We start from the raw sequence: 16,797 nt of genomic DNA, 5'->3' as shown, positions 1-16,797 counted from the left end.
CAGATGTCGAAACACGCAAGGAGTCGCCGTGAACGCGCCCGTCCCCGCCGAGCTGCCCGTCATCGTGATCGGGGCCGGTCCCACCGGTCTCGCCGCCGCCGCCCACCTGGTCGACCGGGGCATCGAGCCCTTGGTCCTGGAGGCCGGGCCGAAGGCTGGGGCGGCGGTGCGCGAGTGGGCGCATGTGCGCCTGTTCTCCACCTGGGGAGAAGTCGTCGACCCCGCAGCCGAAAAGCTCCTCGTCCCCACCGGCTGGATTCGCCCCGCCCCGGACACCTACCCCTCCGGCGGTGACTGGGCCGAGTCCTATGTGCAGCCGCTCGCCGACGTCCTCGGCGACCGCGTCCGCACCGGCGTCACCGTCACCGGCCTCTCCCGCGCCGGCCGCGACCGGATGGTGGACGCCGACCGCGAGCAGCAGCCATTCGTCGTGCACGTCGCCCACACCGACGGCCGCGAGGAACGTCTCTTCGCCCGAGCCGTCATCGACGCCTCCGGAACCTGGGCCACACCCAGCCCGGCCGGTGGCAGCGGCCTGCCCGCCCTCGGCGAACGCGCGGCGGCCGACCGGATCACCTACCGCGTCCCCGACCTCAAGGACCCCGCCGTCCGCGCCCGGTACGCGGGCAAGCGCACCGCCGTGATCGGCTCCGGCGCCTCGGCGTTCACCGCCCTCGCCTACCTCGCCGACCTCGCCAAGTCGAACGACGGCACGGGCACGAAGGGCGTGTGGATCCTGCGGCGCGGCATCTCCGGCTCCACCTTCGGCGGCGGCACGGCCGACCAGCTCCCCGCGCGCGGCGCCCTGGGCCTCGCGGCGAAGGCGGCCGTCGACGAGGGACACGCGTACGCCGTCACCGGTTTCCGCACCGAGACGATCGAGCGCGACACCGACGGCCACCTGGTGCTGGTCGGCGAGGACGGACGCCGCCTGGACCCGGTCGACGAGGCGATTGTGCTGACCGGCTTCCGCCCCGACCTGTCCTTCCTCGGCGAGCTGCGCCTGGGCCTCGACGAGCGCCTCCAGGCGCCGGTCGCCCTCGCCCCGTTGATCGACCCCAACCAGCACTCCTGCGGCACGGTCTACCCGCACGGCCACCGCGAGCTCTCCCACCCCGAGCAGGGCGTGTACCTCGTCGGGATGAAGTCCTACGGCCGCGCCCCGACGTTCCTCGCCATGACCGGCTACGAACAAGTCCGCTCCGTCGCCGCCGCGATCGCCGGTGACCTCGAGTCCGCCGACCGCGTCGAACTCACCCTTCCCGAGACGGGTGTGTGCGGCGGCGCGGGCCTGTTCGACGCCCCCGAAACCGCTCAGGGCGACGACGGCGGTTGCTGCGCCCCGGCGCCGCAGCTCATCCAGCTCGGCGCCCCCGCCGCAGCCGGCGCGGCCCCCGAAGAGGCCCCGGCGGGCGGCTGCTGCGGCACGTGACCGACCTGGGCAGCCCCGCGCGCGGGGCTGCGGCCGGAACAGTAGACCGGTCGCGGCCCCCGCCGCCCTGCCCGCCCTCTTTCCACGCAGAACGTGAGCTGGGACGGGCTGTCCTCCGGCCCTCGCCGTGCAGACGCCGGGCATGTGGAGGCCGGGGTGCTGTCCTGGGGGGGCGGGAGTCGCGGCGACCTGACCGCTCAAGGACGCCCCGCAGCGAGCCGGGCCGGCCCCGCATGAATGCTGCCGCCCCCGGTCCCTGCCAGCCGGCCGGTCCGGGCCGGAGGGCGAAGACGGCGGCGCACCGGGGGTGGCGCCGCCGCGCGTGGCGATGGTGAAACGTAACAGCGGATTCATGCCTCGATGAGCAGGCGCAGCGGTGTCCGGCTGAAGAGTCTCGCCACTGTTTGTGTGTGGCGGGACAGGAGGAGTGCCAGGGGCCAGGTGACCAGGGCTCCGAGGGTGAGACCGGCGAGGATGTCGTGTGGGTAGTGGGCCCCGACCCAGACGCGGGAGGCCGCCATCGCGAGTGCGGTGACGCTCGCGACCGCTGCGAGGCGGACCGAGACGAACCACAGGGCTACGGCCGCGGCGGCGGCCAGGGTGGCGTGGTTACTCGGGAAGGACCAGTCACCGGCGGCCGGGCACGCCTCCAGCGTGATCACGTGCAGGGACTGGCAGGGCCGGTTCTCGTGCACCGACTGCTTCAGCAGGGTACTGACGGCGAACGCGAGCACGGTCAGTGCCGGTGCGGCCAGCGCCATGACCGCGCGCTGCGCGTCGCGGTCGCGAGCCCGCCACCATCCGGCCAGCATCAGAAGGGCGGAGAGGACCAGCCCGTAGGTGGAGAACGCCGAGATGAAGCTGTCCAGCCACGGCGGAGCGCTGTGCGCGGCATCGATCACGTGCACATAGACGTTGCCGTCGACGCCCGAGCCGTCCTGCCCCTGCGCCACCGACCCCGGGAAGGTGGGCATCAGGCGTTGCCTCCGTCGGTGCCGTGAGTGCGCCGGGAGCGTGTCAGGACCGGGGCGCCGGGACCGTATCCGGCCAGCACCACTCCCCCGGTCCGGATGAATCCCGCGAGCGCCTGCCGGCAGGTGAAGAAGCGCGCTGGGACGCCGAGCGCTCCGGCAGGGTGGAAGGGGGGTGCGGCTTGGTGCGAGTACGACATCGGCCCTCGACCCTTTCGACAGGGGGTTGCTGGCTGGACCGATCCCGGGACGAGAAACTGGTACAGCGACACGCAGGCGCATAATGGCCTTTGCGTCTACAGAACAGTAGTCGGTCTACCTCACTGTAGACGACGTGACGGAAAGTGGCGGATCCATGAGCGACACGGTGGGCGAGCGCAGGCCGGCGGGCGAGTTGGAGGCCAGCGTGCTGGCTGCACTGGGTGCGGCAGGCTCTCCGCAGTCGGCTGCCGAGGTGAGAGCGGCGATACCCGAGAAGCTCGCCCGCACCACGGTGGCAACCCTCCTCGCGCGCCTGTACGAGAAGGGGGCGGTGGGGCGCGCGCCGGGGCGGCGCGGGTTCGTGTACTTTGCGGTAGCCGACTCCCACGGGTTGACCGCGCGGCGGATGCACCGGGCGCTGGAGCAGGACGGTGACCGCAGCAGGGTGCTCGCCCGGTTCGTCGAAGGGCTCGACCCTGCCGACGAGGCAGAGCTGAAGCGCTTGCTGGAGGGAGGTTCTCGTTGATCACGCTGCTCGTGATCCCTCTGTTCCTTCCATGGGCCCTGCCCTGGCCGGCCCGGCGGACCGCCGAGAGAGTCCGGCCCGGGATCGCCTTGTGGGCCATCACCTGCGCCACGGCAGCACTGGCCGTCGGCGTCGTGGCGTGTCTGGGAGCACTGCTGCTGCCCCTGGCTCTCGCCCTTGCCCCGGTTCGCGCGCTCGCGGAACTCGTTCAGCCGCTCACCGCTGGTCCGCCGCCGCTGGTGCTGGGGATCTCCGCGCTCGCGGCCGGCGCGCTCTGTCTGGCCGTATGGCGTGTGGTGCGCACAGTCATGGCTGAGGCGACTCGACTGCGGGCCGTACAGGCAAGAGTCGCTCACCTGCCGGACGCGGGAGGCCTGTGCGTACTGCATGACCCTCGTCCTGACGCGTACGCCCTGCCGGGTGGACCGCGCCGTCCGGGCCGGATCGTGGTGACCTCCGGCATGCTGGGCTCCCTGGGGCCGGCCGAACGCGAGGCGCTGCTCGCCCATGAGCGGGCTCACCTCGCCGCAAAGCACCACGTCTTCCTCTCCGTGGCGCAGCTCGCCTCACTGTGCCACCCAGCGCTGCGCACGGTTGCCGCCCACGTGTCCTTCGCCGCCGAGCGATCGGCCGACGAAGCCGCCGCGCACCACTGCCGGGACCGCGCTCTGGCCGCGCAGGCCGTGGGAAGGGCCGCCCTCGCCGCAACGCACGGATCCGGCGCGACCGACGGTTCCACGCTGGCGCCCGGCGCGACCACTGGACCGGTTCCCGCGCGCGTCCGGGCGCTGCTCGCCCCGCCGCTCGTGCGCCGCGTGGCGCCGGCACTGCTGGCCATGGTGCTGGTATGCGCGGCAGCCGGTGCGTCATCGCTGGACGGGGCCCTGCGCCTGCACCGCAGTGTCGAGGTCGCTCAGGGTGAACACCCCTCGGGATAATCGAGCGACCGATATCAGCAGCCTCTTCCCGGAGCTTCTGCGCACACGCGGGAGCAGGTCACTGGGCCATGGGGCCCGCACCATCACCGAACTTCACCGTCTCCTGCTCGAAGCAGCCGCCCCCTACACCGACCAGATCCGCCGCTCCCAGCCCCAGCAGGCACTCGACACCGCCGCCCGCGCCGTTCTCGGCGCCTGCTTCCACAACTCCGTACGCCCCGACGCCGCCACCGGCGAGGCGGCCAGGCGCCGGTACGCCGGCGAGCTCGGCGACATGGCGATCGCCTACCTCCTCACCCCGCAGCGCCGGGACCTGAGGCGAACGCGCCGCAGCTCGGCACCCGCACCATGGAGCACATCGCCGCGGCGGCCGGTCCACGGGGTTCACCAGTGACGCTCAGTCCGAGTGACAGCTTCACTGGCTCGTCCACCGCCTGAGCCTGATCGCCCTCCACACGGGCGTGCTCGCGACCAGGGCCGGAGGCCTGCCCGCACCGGTCCTCGACGGCCTGGCTCTGCTGCGTACCGCCTCCACCGACGCACCGGCCGGCCTGGACGAGTACGAGTACAGCGCGCTCGCGGCCGGGGCCGACGGCTGTCTCCTCAAGGACACCGACCCCAGTCCCCGGGCCACGGCCGCCCGGTCCCGGCCGGACCGCCTCACCCCGCGCGAACGCGGCCTGCTGGCCCTGCTCGCCCAGGGGCAGACCAACGCGGACACCGCCGGCCACCTCCACATGCGCGAGACCATGATTGCGTCGCAGCAACGGGGCGCGGTCAGCGGGTGCGGGCGGCGTGCAGGACGAGTGCGGACTCCGGGTGCAGGCGCGGCATTTCGAGGCCGATGTGGGCGAGGAATTCGCCGGTCGCCTCGGCCGGTTCCGGGTACGGGCGCGCGCCGTTCGCGCCGGCCTGGGGGCCGACCGGTGTGAGCCGGTAGGAACCGTCCGGGTCGAGGCCGGTGAAGCGGGCGCGGGCCGGGATTTCCGCGCGGGTCGCGGTGAGTTGCACGTATGAGAGCAGCGCCTCGCTGCGGTCGGGGGCGACGACGGCGGTGAGTGAGGCGGCGTCGTCGTCGGGACTCGCGTGGCGGAACAGGCGCCCGGTGTGCAGCAGGGTGCGGTGCCGCTTGTACTCCGCGACCCAGGCGGCGAGTTCGGCCCGCTCGGCGTCGGTGGCCGTGGTGATGTCCCACTCGATGCCGAAGTGCCCGAACAGCGCGGTCGCGGCGCGGAAAGCGAGGGTGTGCGTACGGCCGGTGCTGTGGCAGGTGGTCGGTCCGATGTGGGCACCGGTCAGTTCCAGCGGGAGCAGCAGGTTGGTCCCCCGCTGGATCTCCTGCCGTTCCAGGGCGTCGTTGCAGTCTGAGGTCCACACCCGGTCGGTGTGTTCCAGAATGCCCAGGTCCACCCGGCCGCCGCCCGACGCGCAGCTCTCGATCTCCACCCCGGGGTGGCGCCTGCGCAGTTCTTCCAGGAGTTGGTACGCGGCAGTGGTCTGGGCCCGGACGGCGGCGCGGCCCTCGTGGCCGGGTTCGACCAGGTCGCGGTTGTGGTCCCACTTGAGGTAGGCGATGTCGTAGGTGGAGAGAAGTGTGTCGAACCGCTCCAGCAGATAGGCGTACGCCTCCGGCCGGCACAGGTCGAGAACCTGCTGGTTCCGCCAGTCCGGCGGAAGCCGGTCGGCTGCGTGCAGGACCCAGTCGGGGTGCTCCCGAAGGAGCCGGGAGTCGGGGTTGACCATTTCCGGTTCGCACCACAGCCCGAACTCCATGCGGTGCGCCCGGACATGCTCGATCAGCGGGTCGAGGCCGTCCGGCCACACGTCCGGGTCGACGTACCAGTCGCCCAGCCCTGCGGTGTCGTCGCGGCGGCCGAGGAACCAGCCGTCGTCCAGGACGAAGCGCTCGACGCCCACCTCCGCCGCACGCTCGACCAGCGGCATGAGGCGCTGCGGGTCGTGGTCGAAGTAGGTGGCCTCCCAGTTGTTGAGGACGACGGGGCGGGGGCGGGCCTCGGGGTCGGGGTGGTGGGCGCGGGAGCGCAGCCAGTCGTGGAAACGGGGTGTGAGGCCGTTGAGTCCGCTCGCGGAGTATGCGGCGCAGAGCCAGGGCGTCACGTATTCCTCCCCGGGTGCGAGGGCGCACTCGCCGGGCAGGAGCAGTTCGCCGGTGCCGATCACGCAGCCGGTGGACGGCATGCGTTCCGCGTAGGAGCGCTGGTTTCCGCTCCACGCGAGGTGGACCGACCAGACCTCGCCGTCGTCCCAGCCGAAACCGGGTGTACCGGCGGACATCAGGTAGGGGCTGTCATGGCCGGGGCGCCCCCGTCGGCTCTCCCGCAGATAGGTGCCCCGGCTCAGCCGGTGGCGCTGCGGCTGACGCTCCTTGGCCCACCGGCCCGTGAAGTCCATGACCTCCACCGCCCGCGAGGGAACCGGCAGCACCGGTGTCAGCTCGTCCACCTGGTACGTGTCGGTGCCGGTGTTGCGCAGACCGTGCCGCAGGCGCAGCAGCCCGGAAGCGGTCAGTTCCAGCTCCGCCCGCCACTCCAGCCGGCTGTGCGGGTCCTCGGCATGGACGGTGAGCCGTGCGCCGTCGGCGTGGACGGTCCGGGCGTGGGTGAACGACGGCGACCAGGCCGTGCCCGCACGGTGACCGATGAGACCCGGCCGGCCCTGATGGACCTGGGCGTTCAGCGGGAGGAGCGAGGCACCGGGCACCGCGTCACCCAGGGTCCGGACGGTGGCCTCGGAGAGTGCTCTCCCCCAGTGCAGGACGCCACCGTCCCTCTCGTCCATGACCAGGCTGACCCCGGCAGCGGTCAGGTGAACGGGCATGTGCGACCACCCCATCCTTTTAATTAGACCCTTTTAATAAAATGGTCTGCGGTAGGCTCGCAGGCCATGAAGGACGTGTCAAGAGGCGGAGTCGACTCCGCGATGGTGAGGCAGCTCAACGCCTCACGGGTGCTCGCGGCGCTACGGGCGGCGCCCGAAAAGGCGTGGTCCTCCAACGACTTGGTCGCCGAGACGGGCATGTCCCGGCCCACCGTCCTGGCCGCAGCCGACCATCTGGTGGACCTCGGCTGGGTCACCGGCTCCGTGAGCCGGGCCGCCGCAGGACGCGGCCGCCCTTCCCGGGCGTTCGCCTTCCGCCGTGACGCCGGGTACGTGCTGGGCGTGGACATCGGCGCACGGACGGTCAGGGTCGCGGTGGCCGACCTGACCGGACACGTCGTGGCCGAGGAGGCGCAGGCGTTCCACGACCCGCAGATGGGAGCCGCCGAGAGGCTGGCCGCAGTGATCGCCACCGCGGACGGCGCACTGGAGGACTCGGGCATTCCCCGCAAGAGCCTTCTCGCCGTGTGCGCCGGTTCCAGCGGGACGGTCGCGGCGGACGGGACGGTGCGCGTCCGGTCCGGCATCCCCGGTTTCGTGGGCGTCAATCTGCCCGACGCCCTCGGCAGCGCCTTCGACTGCGCCGTTGTCGCCGAGAACGACTGCAACCTGGCCGTCATCGCCGAGCGCTGGCGCGGGGTCGCCTCGGGCTCCGAGAACGTGGTCTGCATGCTCGCGGGCGAGCGGCTCGGGGTCGGCATCGTGCTGCACGGCGGGCTGGTGCGCGGCCATCAGGGGGGCGCGGGAGAACTGGGCTTCCTCAGCCTCATGGGCGGCTCCACAGCATCCGAGGGCCTGGCTTCACGCGCCCGCGCCGAAGGCAGGCGCCTGGTCGATGCCGTCGCCGCGCGCGATGCGGGCGCAGCGTCCCACGACTCCCCCGGAGCGGTACTGCACACACTCGCCCACGGCGATTCCGCGCGGGTGGACGCACCGCTGGTCTTCGAGGCGATGCGCCGGGGCGACACCGCCCAGCCGAGTCTCGCGGAGCACATCCTCGGCCCGGCCGCCCGCGCCCTCGCAACCGTGTCCCTGCTCCTCGACCCCGAGCTCGTCGTGTTCGGCGGAGCGGTGGCCGATGCCGGAGACGTACTCCTGGGTCCCCTTCAGGCCATGGTCGGCCGGCTGAGCAAGGCTCCGCCCCGCCTGGAATTCTCGCCGCTCGCCGACCGGGTCGTCGTACTCGGCGCGGTGCGACTGGCCCTGGACACGGCGCAGACCAGGTTCCAGGCCCCACTGGCCCCAGCCCCGGGGCACACGTCCGGCCGGCCGCGGGTCACCGCCCAGGAGCAGTGACCGGCCCCCCGCGTGCCGCCGCAGTGAAGAGGCAGGCGTGTGGGACCGGCTCCATGTCGTCCTGCTGCAGAAGCCCCGGGCGGTGAGTCAACTCGCCTGGTCCCGGGCGGTGGTCATACGAGGCCCGAAAACGGGCCCTGGCCGGTCGACCGTGCCCGGCCGGGCAGCAGGCACCACGTCCTCATCGACGGACAGGGCCTCCCGCTCGCGGGGTCGCTGACCGGCGGCAACCGCAACGACGTCACTCAGCACCTACCGCTCCTGGCGACCATTCCCTCGGTTCCCCGCTCGCGGATACCTTTCGCTCGTCTGGGCGCAGGGCGTCCTGGCCCCTTGCGCACCGGCACGTGCAACGCCTTTGCTGGGCCCCTGAGTCAGGTGGCATGTGGTGCCTCATGATGGAGAGCCTCATGTAGGCGGAGGCGGGGTGCGACGTTCTGCGGCAGGTGGGTCACACCTCGCCTCCGGGGCGAGGATTTCTGAGAGTCGCGACGACAGGGGAGCGCGTGGACATCACCGAGCGCGAGCTGGCCGATCCTTGGGAGGGCGTTCTGGCCGCTCCAGCTCGCGGCAGTGACGTCGGCGTTCTGGTCCTGGCAGGCTCCAGCGGGCGCATCGATCGTGAACGAGCGCGCATCCTTGCTCAGCAGGGCTTCACCGCCTTGGCGATCCGCTGGTTCGGTGGGCCTGGGCAGTCTGCTGGCATTTGTGAAGTCCCCCTGGAGACTTTCACCGCGGCCGTCGACGTTCTTCAGCTGGGCGGAGCGCAACGCATCGGAATCCTCGGCACCTCCAAGGGCGCTGAAGCCGCCTTGCTCACGGCGGTGCACGACCAGCGAGTGGACGTGGTCATCGCGCTGTCGCCCACTTCACGGGTCTGGTGCAACGTCGGTCCCGGCCACGACGGAGCGCACCATCCGTACCGCTCGTCCTGGACCTGGCGGGAGCGGCCCTTGCCCTTCGTCCCCATGGACGATTCCTGGACTCCCGCGGAGCCGGACAGCGGCCCCGTCGCCATCCGCGGATGGTACGAACTGAGCGAGCGGACCTTCGCTCACTCGCTCCCGTCCGCGGAGATTCCCGTGGACGCGGCCAGAGCCGATCTGGTCCTGGTCGCGGGCGGCGACGACGCGATGTGGCCGTCGCTTCCCTTCGCCGAACAGCTTGCGCGGCGTCGACGCTCGGCCGGGGCGACCGTGCGTCTCATCTCCCGCGCCGATGCCGGCCACCGCCCACGCCTCCCCGGCGAGAGCCCGCCATCGGCGTCCCCGCACTTCAAGTACGGGGGCACACCTGAGGCTGACGTGCTGCTGGGCAAGGCTGCCTGGCCCCACATCCTCGACGTGCTCGGCGGCCCGGGATCGGTGGCTCCTGCCGGTTGATCGCGAAGCAGGCGGAAGGACAGTCCTCGTATCGATCACCAAGGGGTCCCCCTTGGTTCCTGATCCGCGGAACTCCGAGATCCTGCCCACCCGTCGGCCGCGCTTCATTCCGGTCAGCAGGCGGCTGCGATGGAGCGCCCAAAAGGACACTTCGCCCCCGGACTCAGTGGCGATCTGTGCGTCCGGGTCCGACTGACGCGGGCGGCCCGCCCGCGCTCGCACAGCTCGGTCGGCGGCAGCAGCCCTTTGCGGCTTCGTCGGGCGGACTGACGACAGCAGCCTGGGGCGCGGGTTGCGGCCGACGATTAAGCACGCTCCGTGAACGCGGTGGCGTGGTCGGCGGCCCACTGACGAAACGTTCGCGGCGCCGTCCCGAGGATGTCGGCCACCGCAGTGGTGACGTACGCGGGCTGTCCGACCGCCGCGCTCCACGCGGCGAGCAGCATGTCGACGACCGAGCTGGGGGCCGTGCCCTCCGACAGCCTTCGGAACTCGTCCGGCGTCATCTCCTCGAATGCGATCCGGTGCCCCAGGACGTCACCGATGACGCCCACCTGCTCGGCTTGGGTCATCGACTCGGGGCCCGTGAGGACATAGTCGGATGCGGCGTATCCGTCCTGATGGAGCGTCCGCGCCGCGACGGCTGCGACGTCGCGGTCGTCGACCGGTGCCGTCTCGGCAGCGCCGTGGGGCCACCGGACGACTTCGCCGGCTCGGATCGCGGGTGCCCACCAGGCCAGCGCGTTCGACGCGAGCATCCCCGGCCGGATGATGGTCCACTCAAGTCCGGTGGCTGCGATGAGCCGCTCGATGTCGGCGTGCAGCTCAGCCATGGGGTTGGGCTGCTGGAAGAAAGGGTGCGGCGTCTGGTGGGGGGAGGAGAGGAAGACGACCCGCCGCACGTGGGCCGCCAGCCGCTCGACGACTGCGGCGGCGGTCTGAGGCGGGGCGGTCCACACGAGGAAGACTGCACCGGCGCCATGCAACGCCGGGCCGAGCGACTCGGGCGCGGTGAGGTCACCAGCGAAGACCTCGACCTTGGGCGGCAGCATCGCCGCCGCCTCGGGACGGCGCGCGAGGGCCCGGACCGGAACGCCGGCGTCGAGGAGCTGGTCGATGACGAAACGGCCGACCCGGCCCGTCGCCCCGGTGACGAGGACGGGAGAAATGTCTGTCTGATGCATGCCGCCCATGAAAACGTTACCGGGTTAAAAAAGCAACTCGGTCATGAATGTTACGGTGGTCAGATGAGCGAGTCGACGGGGCTGCGGGCCCGCAAGAAGGAGCGGACGCGCGACGCCATCGGAGATGCGGCCATCTCGCTGTTCCTTGAGCGCGGCTTCGACCGCGTCTCGGTCAACGACATCGCCGCGGCAGCCGATATTTCCAAGCCGACCCTCTTCCGGTACTTCCCCACCAAGGAAGACCTGGTGCTGCACCGGTTCGCCGACCACCAAGGCGAGGCGGCACGCGTCGTACGCGACCGTGGGTCCGGCATCGAACCGGTGACGGCGCTGCACCGGCACTTCCGCGCCGGCCTCGATCGGTACGACCCCGTCACCGGCCTCAGCGATCACCCCGAGGTCGTGGCGTTCCATCGGCTGGTGTTCGCCACACCGAGCCTGGCAGGACGGCTCACGCGGTATCAGCTCGAGGACGAGGAGGCGCTGGCGGATGCCCTCGGCGAAGGTATCCAGGCACGACTGCTGGCAGCCCAGGTACTCGCGGTCCAACGGGTACTCGCCCGGGCCAACTGGCAGAGGATCGCCGACGGTCGCACCGCCCACGACGTCCACCCCGAAGCCGTGGCCGAGGCCGACCACGCCTTCGACCAATTGTCGTGACGCCGGCGTCGACCCGGTGCCGGCGGCGGGCGCCGGTGAACGATCGTGCAGGCTGGACCCCTGGCCGGCCGTGTTGCGAAGCACCTCGCACCTGGGAGCCCACCGACGTGCTCCAACCCCCCGCGATCTGATCCGGGGAGGCATCTGGTGGACGGCATCAGGCGATCAGAACTCGCTGACCGCCCCCAGCCGCAGTCGGGCCGATTCTCGCGGGCCGGGCCGGCACCCGCATCGCCCGTGCTCTCGGGGTGTCCGTCAGCCGCAGTACGCTCAAGCGGGTCGACACTGATGGCCGGGGCACAGCCGACGCCTGATCCAGCTTCAGCTCAGCACGAGCTGACGGTTCGACCGGACCTCACAGAACGAGCACACGACCCCCTTGGCCCACGGGCCGTGTTCGCGCGACTTCGCCCCCCTCGCTCCGGAGTGACGGCCCCCACCTGTCACCGAACCATTCGCCAGCGTGGTGCCTCGTCATCCGGGACGTCCGGCGAGGCGAAGTGAAACGGCACGCCAAGATGGTCAGCCAGGGCCCGGCCTGCCTCGGCGGCCGCCACACCGGGCGGAGGGCCGTCGCGGCGGTGGTAGACGGTTGCCAGGAGGCTCTCCCCGTCCGGGGAATCCAGGACCGTGACCAGAAGCACGAACCAGTCGTGCACGGTGTCGCCGTCCCACAACGCCTCCACCGCCGCCACACGCCCCGGGAGCGCCGTCACGCGAGCCGCGAGTGACGGAAGGTCGAGCGGATCCGGCGGTGTGCGCTGTACTCGGTCGCCGAGGGCCTCGTAGCGCGCGTTGACCACCCGCTCGGCCTCGTGCACGCCTGCCCCCAGCGGACGCAACGCCTCCCGGACCGTCCTGACCGCCGACATCCGACGATCTCGCAGCACGTCGGCGTCGACCTCCCGGCAGGTCCGTTCCTCCAGGTAGGCCCACCAGCCGCTCACCGGGTCGCCTGCCAGGTCTTCGGGGCGCGCGTCATGGACCCGACCGTACGTCAGGGCCGCGCAGTTGCTCCACCATGAGGAAGCGAGAGTTCGATGCCGGTGACAGAGCCCCCTCGCTCTGCGAGGGGGACCGCTGCCCGGCCCTTCCCGATGGCAAACTCAAGCACTTCTCCGCCACCTGCGAGCCGGGCCAGAAGGTTGACGGCCGGTTCCAGTACGCCAAGGCCGATGAATCGGCGATCCCCGTCATCGTCGGTGACATGGCGACCACAGTCGTTCCCGGGCAGTACTCCCTCGTCCACCTCGTGTACAACACGATCTCCAACCTGCTCCCAGGATGAGCAGGTGCAGTGCTTCCGCAACGCGGCCCGCCATCTCGCACCCGGGGGCCGGTTCGTCATCGAACTCTGGGTGCCTGAACTGCGCAAGCTCCCGCCGGGCCAGACGGCCACCGTCTGGCAGTCCGAACCCGGCTATATCGGGTTGGACACCTACGACGTTCTGCACCAGCACGTCGTATCGCACCACTTCCGTTTCGACGAGACCCAGCAGGCTCGGTTGTTCCGCAGCCCTCATCGCTATGTCTGGCCGGCCGAGCTCGACCTCATGGCACGGCTGGCCGGGTTCGAGCTGGAGACCGGACACGCGGACTGGGCCGGCACCGAGTTCATGGCCGCGTCGCGTTCTCACGTCTCCGTGTACCGGATCCCACCCGCGGGGTAGTTCACGAGCGGTGAACGCACCGAGCGGCTCGGCCGTGCGCCACCGGGCCGGCAGCCGGCGGCCTTCGAAGTGGGAACCCCCTCCCCCGCAGGGGCGTTGTCACGGGTTGCGGGGAGGACGAGGGGAGTTGGACCGTGGCGCAGAGGCACGCGCGGGGGCCTTGGCGGCTGCTGCTGGTCGAGGACGACCGGGAGCTGGCCGGCATGCTCTTCGATGTACTGCGGGACGAGGGGTACGCGGTCGATGTGGCGACCGACGGGCAGAAGGGACTGCATCTCGGCCTCTCCCGGCAGTACGACGTGCTCGCCGTCGACCGGCGCCTGCCGGGGCTCGACGGCCTCGACCTCATGGGCCGGTTACGGTCCCGCGGCGTGCGCACACCCGTGCTGCTGCTGACCGCGATGGGCACCGTGCACGACCGGGTCGACGGGCTGGACGCCGGTGCCGACGACTACCTCGTGAAGCCGTTCGACCTGGACGAACTCAGCGCACGCTTGAGGGCATTGTGCCGACGGGCCCTCGATGCCACCGATGTCCTCAGAATAGGTTCGGGACACCTGTACGTCGGCCGCCGCGAGGTCGAGCTGGCGAACGGCGAACACATCGCCCTCGCGCCCCGGGAGTTCGCCCTGCTGTGGGCACTCGCTTCACGCCCCGAGAGCGTGCACGGACGGGCGGAGTTGCGCCGGATGGTGTTCCAGGAGGCGCCCTCGTCGTCCATCGTCGACACGTACGTCTACTACCTGCGCCGCAAGCTGGGCAGGCAGGTCGTGCGCACGGTCCGTGGTCTCGGCTACCGGCTGGGGGCCCTGTGAACCCGTCGGCGTCGGCCGAGTGGGCGGCGGTGCGGCGGGCGCGCCTGCGGATCGCCGTGATCACCGGGGCGATCATCACGCTGCTGGTCACGGTCGTCGGTGGCGTCGCGCACACGGTGATGACGGACGCGCAGAACGACCAGGTGTGGCGCGAGTTGCGCTACGGCGCGATGTACGGCGACCCGGTCAAGCCTCCCGTGTGCACCTGGCTGTACGCGTCCGGCGTGGAGCCCCTGTCCAACGCTCCGCTCGGTTTCCCCTTGCGGGCCGACATCGAGGAGGTCCGCGGCACCCGTGAGGCCGTGGAGCGCACCGTGGAACGTGACCACACGGTCTATCTGGTGCGTACACAGCCCCGCGCCGACGGAGACGTCGTGCAGGCGGTGTTCGACATGCGCTTCCAGCTGGCCGACCGGAGCCATCTGTGGTTCGCGCTGGCGGTGGCCGAAGTGGTGGGGCTGCTGGCCGCGGCCGTCACGGGGGTCGTCCTCGGGCGTCGTGCCGTGGCCCCGCTGGCGGAGGCCCTGACCCGCCAGCACCGCTTCGTCACGGATGCCAGTCACGAGCTGCGCACCCCGGTCGCCCAGGTGCACACGCGGGCGCAGATGCTGGCACGGCAGGCGGCCGACCAGGGTCTGCCGGGCCCGCACCGCGACACGCTGGCCCGGCTGGTCGCTTCGACCGGGCGGCTCGGCGAGGTGCTCGACGACCTGCTGCTGTCCGCGAGTCTCGCGGCCGGCCCGGCACGGCGGTCGGAACACCGGCCGGTCGAAATGGTCGCGCTGGCCCGGTCGGTGGTGGCCGAGGAAGCGGACCGGGTGCGCGCGCGTCGTCTCACCGTCGTGGTGGACGGTCCCCCGCACCCGCTCTTCGTCGACGGCGTCGAGTCCGCGCTGCGCCGTGCCGTCGGCGAGCTGCTGTCCAACGCGATCCGCCACACCCCGGCCGAAGGGCGGATCGAGATGATCCTTTCGCGCTCCGGGGGGACGGTACTCCTGGCAGTCGCGGACACCGGCCCCGGGTTCGAGGCCGCCGCGGTGGAGCAGTTGTTCCGGAGGTTCCACCGCGGCAGCGGCGACGGCGGGCGGTACGGGCTGGGGCTCGCGCTGCTGCGGGAGGTCGTCACGCGCCACGGGGGTACGGTCGTGGCCGACGGGCGCCCCGGCCAGGGCGCCCGGTTCACCATCCGCCTGCCGGAGTGCGCGGCCCCGCCCGGCGTCCCGGCCGAAGCACAGCCGGCCGAAGCACAGCCGGTCGACGCGGAACCGGTCACGGCGACTCGTGCGCGGCGACCAGGCGGGCCGCGGTGCGGACGTCCCGGTCCAGCGGGCGGTCCGGGTCGACCGGGGGCAGCACCTCGCTGAGAGCGTCGAGGAGTGTCGCGCACCGGGCCGCGGTGGGGCGGCGGGCGCCGACGTGGACCGCCTGGCGCAGACCGAGCGCGAGCGATCCGGTCAGCAGGCCGAGCAGTTCCGCCATGTCGTAGGAACGCAGGGCCGCCTGGGTGCCGAAGGGGACGACGTCCTGGTTGTGCAGGTTCGTCGGCAGGCTCTGCATGCCGGCCGGTGTGGCATTGCGGCGGATCTCCGCGACGAACGCGGTGGCGGCCAGTTGCACGCCCTGGAGGCCGTGCTGAAGGCCCGGCGCCGTGGCGAGCATCGGCGGCAGTCCCCCGTTGCACGCCGGGTCGGTCAGCAGGTCGAGCTGGCGTTCGGCGAGATTGCCCAGCTGGGCCGTCACGGATGCCAGCAGGTCGGCCGCGAACGCGGCGGGCTGGCCGAAGAAGTTGCCGCCGTGCACCACCTTTCCCTCCCCGTCGTCATGGCCGGGAAAAAACAGCGGGTTGTCGCTGACGCCGCCGAGGTCAGCGGAGACCACGCCGTCGACGTAGCAGAGCGCGTCCTCCGCGGCACCGAGCAACTGCGGGGTGCAGCGGATGCTGTACGGCTCCTGGAGCGGTCGGCTTCCCGAGGGGCTGAGACCGGTGAGGGTCCGCCGCATCCGCGCGCCGACGTGGGCCGCCCCGGCGTGCCCGTACGCCCGGAGCAGGTCGTCGTCCAGGAAGCCGGGGTCGCAGCCCAGAAGGTCGGCCAGGAGGCAGGTGAGGACCGCCAGTGAGCGGTGTGCGTCGCGGACGCTGTCGCGGGCGAGCGCCAGGGCCGCGGTGGTGACGGACGTTCCGTTGACGAGGGCGAGGGCGTCGCGGCCGTCCAGGGCGAGTGGGCGCAGCCCGGCGGCGGTCAGCGCCTCGCCGGCCGCCATGCGGCGGCCGTCCAGGTAGGCGTGCCCGCGACCGCGGAGTGCCTGGGTCGCGTAGGCGAGCGGGATGAGGTCGCCGCTCGCGCCGACGGAGCCGTAGCGGGGTACGGCGGGCGAGAACGTCGTCGCGAACATGGCGGCAAGGCGGTCGATGACCTCGCCGGAGACTCCGGAGAGACCCCGGGCGAGGGACCAGGTGCGCAGCAGGAGGGCGGCACGGCAGATCTCGTGGGGCAGGTCCGGTCCCTGGCCCGCCCCGAGGTGGGCGAGGGTGTTGTCGCACTGGTCCGCCTCGTCGGGGCGGCCGGCGTAGCCGACGAGCGCGCCGAAGCCGGTGGTGGCGCCGTAGATGGGGCGGGACCCGCTGCCGTCGCCGTGCCGCAGTCCGTGGAAGAGGCGGCGTCCGCGGTCCACACGGGCTCGGGCCGGGGCGTCCACGGTGACGGTGAGCGGTGTCGCGGCTCGGCGCAGGGTGGCGGAGTCCAGCGGGCCGGTGAGGGAGAGGGAGTCCGTGGTGGTGAGCACGTCCGGAAAGGTAGGCGGGGAATCTCAGAGTGCTCTGAAA

General features: G+C 71.9%; 14 protein-coding genes and 4 pseudogenes. 12 read left to right on the top strand and 6 right to left on the bottom strand.

Annotation, left to right across the window (positions count from 1 at the left end; genetic code table 11):
- Positions 1 to 28: 28 nt before the first annotated feature.
- Positions 29 to 1,432, top strand: a complete 1,404-nt coding sequence (locus ABZ565_RS16480; RefSeq protein ID WP_361026369.1) for an NAD(P)-binding domain-containing protein — start codon at positions 29 to 31, stop codon at positions 1,430 to 1,432.
- 350 nt (positions 1,433 to 1,782) lie between these two features.
- Here ABZ565_RS16480 and ABZ565_RS16475 read toward each other — a convergent pair whose 3' ends face one another.
- Positions 1,783 to 2,406, bottom strand: coding sequence for a phosphatase PAP2 family protein (locus ABZ565_RS16475; protein WP_361026366.1), 624 nt, complete (start codon positions 2,404 to 2,406; stop codon positions 1,783 to 1,785).
- Positions 2,407 to 2,758: 352 nt separating this feature from the next.
- Here ABZ565_RS16475 and ABZ565_RS16470 point away from each other — a divergent pair, with 352 nt between their 5' ends.
- The 4 genes and pseudogenes from ABZ565_RS16470 to ABZ565_RS16455 form a co-directional block, all read left to right on the top strand.
- Positions 2,759 to 3,130 (top strand): BlaI/MecI/CopY family transcriptional regulator, encoded by a 372-nt coding sequence (locus tag ABZ565_RS16470; protein WP_361026363.1) that lies wholly within the window; start codon positions 2,759 to 2,761, stop codon positions 3,128 to 3,130.
- Positions 3,127 to 4,068 (top strand): M56 family metallopeptidase, encoded by a 942-nt coding sequence (locus ABZ565_RS16465; RefSeq protein WP_361026360.1) that lies wholly within the window; start codon positions 3,127 to 3,129, stop codon positions 4,066 to 4,068. Before ABZ565_RS16470 ends, ABZ565_RS16465 begins: the two co-directional genes overlap by 4 nt.
- The gene (locus tag ABZ565_RS16460; RefSeq protein WP_361026357.1) at positions 4,049 to 4,462 is read left to right on the top strand and encodes a hypothetical protein; all 414 of its coding nucleotides are present in this window, start codon (positions 4,049 to 4,051) and stop codon (positions 4,460 to 4,462) included. The genes ABZ565_RS16465 and ABZ565_RS16460 overlap by 20 nt, the downstream gene beginning before the upstream one ends.
- A 157-nt stretch (positions 4,463 to 4,619) precedes the next feature.
- Positions 4,620 to 4,823 (top strand): annotated as a pseudogene (locus tag ABZ565_RS16455) (DNA-binding response regulator); the annotation flags it as partial.
- Between the two features lie 22 nt (positions 4,824 to 4,845).
- Here the strand turns inward: ABZ565_RS16455 and ABZ565_RS16450 are convergent.
- Positions 4,846 to 6,906 (bottom strand): alpha-galactosidase, encoded by a 2,061-nt coding sequence (locus ABZ565_RS16450; RefSeq protein ID WP_361026354.1) that lies wholly within the window; start codon positions 6,904 to 6,906, stop codon positions 4,846 to 4,848.
- 66 nt (positions 6,907 to 6,972) lie between these two features.
- On the opposite strand from ABZ565_RS16450, the gene ABZ565_RS16445 reads away from it, so the two are divergent.
- The 3 genes and pseudogenes from ABZ565_RS16445 to ABZ565_RS16435 all read left to right on the top strand — a co-directional run bounded on the left by ABZ565_RS16445 (position 6,973) and on the right by ABZ565_RS16435 (position 9,644).
- Positions 6,973 to 8,262 (top strand): ROK family protein, encoded by a 1,290-nt coding sequence (locus ABZ565_RS16445; protein WP_361026351.1) that lies wholly within the window; start codon positions 6,973 to 6,975, stop codon positions 8,260 to 8,262.
- Positions 8,263 to 8,287: 25 nt separating this feature from the next.
- Positions 8,288 to 8,544 (top strand): annotated as a pseudogene (locus ABZ565_RS16440) (transposase); the annotation flags it as partial.
- A 224-nt stretch (positions 8,545 to 8,768) separates the two neighbouring features.
- Positions 8,769 to 9,644 (top strand): acyl-CoA thioester hydrolase/BAAT C-terminal domain-containing protein, encoded by an 876-nt coding sequence (locus ABZ565_RS16435; protein WP_361026348.1) that lies wholly within the window; start codon positions 8,769 to 8,771, stop codon positions 9,642 to 9,644.
- Between the two features lie 305 nt (positions 9,645 to 9,949).
- Here the strand turns inward: ABZ565_RS16435 and ABZ565_RS16430 are convergent, their stop codons facing one another.
- Positions 9,950 to 10,828: an NAD(P)H-binding protein gene (locus ABZ565_RS16430; RefSeq protein ID WP_361026345.1), complete on the bottom strand. Its 879-nt coding sequence runs from the start codon at positions 10,826 to 10,828 to the stop codon at positions 9,950 to 9,952.
- A 63-nt stretch (positions 10,829 to 10,891) separates the two neighbouring features.
- Between ABZ565_RS16430 and ABZ565_RS16425 the strand changes: the two genes are divergently transcribed.
- Entirely contained in the window at positions 10,892 to 11,488 is a 597-nt protein-coding gene (locus tag ABZ565_RS16425) for a TetR family transcriptional regulator (RefSeq protein ID WP_361026342.1), read from the top strand.
- Between the two features lie 443 nt (positions 11,489 to 11,931).
- On the opposite strand, the gene ABZ565_RS16420 is transcribed toward ABZ565_RS16425, so the two are convergent.
- Together ABZ565_RS16420 and ABZ565_RS16415 are read right to left on the bottom strand one after the other, a co-directional pair.
- Positions 11,932 to 12,435 carry a hypothetical protein gene (locus ABZ565_RS16420; protein ID WP_361026339.1) on the bottom strand — a complete coding sequence of 168 codons (504 nt, stop codon included), beginning with the start codon at positions 12,433 to 12,435 and terminating at the stop codon, positions 11,932 to 11,934.
- Positions 12,436 to 12,512: 77 nt separating this feature from the next.
- Positions 12,513 to 12,665, bottom strand: a pseudogene (locus ABZ565_RS16415) (SAM-dependent methyltransferase); the annotation flags it as partial.
- Between ABZ565_RS16415 and ABZ565_RS16410 the strand changes: the two are divergent.
- The 3 genes and pseudogenes from ABZ565_RS16410 to ABZ565_RS16400 all read left to right on the top strand — a co-directional run.
- Positions 12,657 to 13,158 (top strand): annotated as a pseudogene (locus tag ABZ565_RS16410) (SAM-dependent methyltransferase); the annotation flags it as partial. The pseudogenes ABZ565_RS16415 and ABZ565_RS16410 overlap by 9 nt on opposite strands.
- A gap of 134 nt (positions 13,159 to 13,292) precedes the next feature.
- Entirely contained in the window at positions 13,293 to 13,973 is a 681-nt protein-coding gene (locus ABZ565_RS16405) for a response regulator transcription factor (RefSeq protein WP_361026336.1), read from the top strand.
- Positions 13,970 to 15,337, top strand: a complete 1,368-nt coding sequence (locus tag ABZ565_RS16400) for a HAMP domain-containing sensor histidine kinase (protein ID WP_361026333.1) — start codon at positions 13,970 to 13,972, stop codon at positions 15,335 to 15,337. Before ABZ565_RS16405 ends, ABZ565_RS16400 begins: the two co-directional genes overlap by 4 nt.
- Here ABZ565_RS16400 and ABZ565_RS16395 read toward each other — a convergent pair.
- The gene (locus ABZ565_RS16395; RefSeq protein ID WP_361026330.1) at positions 15,243 to 16,757 is read right to left on the bottom strand and encodes an aromatic amino acid ammonia-lyase; all 1,515 of its coding nucleotides are present in this window, start codon (positions 16,755 to 16,757) and stop codon (positions 15,243 to 15,245) included. The two genes, ABZ565_RS16400 and ABZ565_RS16395, sit on opposite strands and share 95 nt — an antisense overlap.
- Positions 16,758 to 16,797: the final 40 nt, after the last annotated feature.

The sequence above is a fragment of the Streptomyces sp. NPDC016469 genome (genome assembly GCF_040632905.1).
GTDB lineage: Bacteria > Actinomycetota > Actinomycetes > Streptomycetales > Streptomycetaceae > Streptomyces.
The sequence above is the reverse complement of the archived record's forward strand: the minus strand, read 5'-3'. Positions and strand labels throughout refer to the sequence as shown.